General features: G+C 62.0%; 1 protein-coding gene. It reads right to left on the minus strand.

Features of this window, described 5'->3' with window-relative positions; genetic code table 11:
• A partial coding sequence (locus Q4563_RS15515; RefSeq protein WP_303605095.1) for a POTRA domain-containing protein occupies positions 1 to 658 on the minus strand: 658 nt, incomplete at its 3' end.
• Positions 659 to 734: the final 76 nt, after the last annotated feature.

Genomic DNA, 734 nt, shown 5'->3' on the forward strand with positions numbered 1-734 from the left:
GGCCTTGGCTGACGTTAACGTTTAAATCGCTGGTGCCGAGTTCTTCACCGGGCACTAAGGTGGTGTTGACCGCAATGCCGGGGATGTCGGATAAGCGCAACAGCGGGGTTTCCAGCGCGTCGGCGGTGAGCATTTGATCCGGCGCCAGCGAGCGGAACGGACGCTTCACCACAAAGTCGCGGGTGTGGGCGTCGTTGCTGACGGCCACTTTGCCCAAACGGCCTTCGAGTACATCGATGGTGACGGCGCCATCGCTGACGTCTTGTTGCGGCAGGTAGGCCCGCGCTAAGAAGTAGCCCTGTTCGCGGTAGTAGGCGGTGATGGTCGCCGCGGTTTGTTGCAGCTCGGCCAGGGTGAGGTCGCGCCCCTGTTGGTCGCGAATCAGCCCCAGTAAGGTGTCGCTGTCAAAGGCCTGGTTGCCGGTAATGCTAAAGCGGTTCACCTCAACCGTGGCGCCACCTTCGGCCGCTTCCGGCGCCTGCTCAGGCTTGGGCAGTTCCACCTCGGCCCCGGCATTGTTAACCGCGGGGGTGGGTTCGGTTTCCAGTTCGCGGATAAACGTACCGGCGTTGGGCACCACTTGGGCGAACGTCTGGGCGCTGATCAGCGCACCGGCCAGGGTGAACAGTGACAGGGAGCTAAGGCGTGCTGCGGTCATGGTCTTTAGAGTCCGTTGTATAAGAGTGTGAGGCGCAAGTGTGTGTGTACGGGTCATCTTATTGGCCCTCGCCGGC

The sequence above is a fragment of the Gilvimarinus sp. 1_MG-2023 genome (assembly GCF_030548285.1).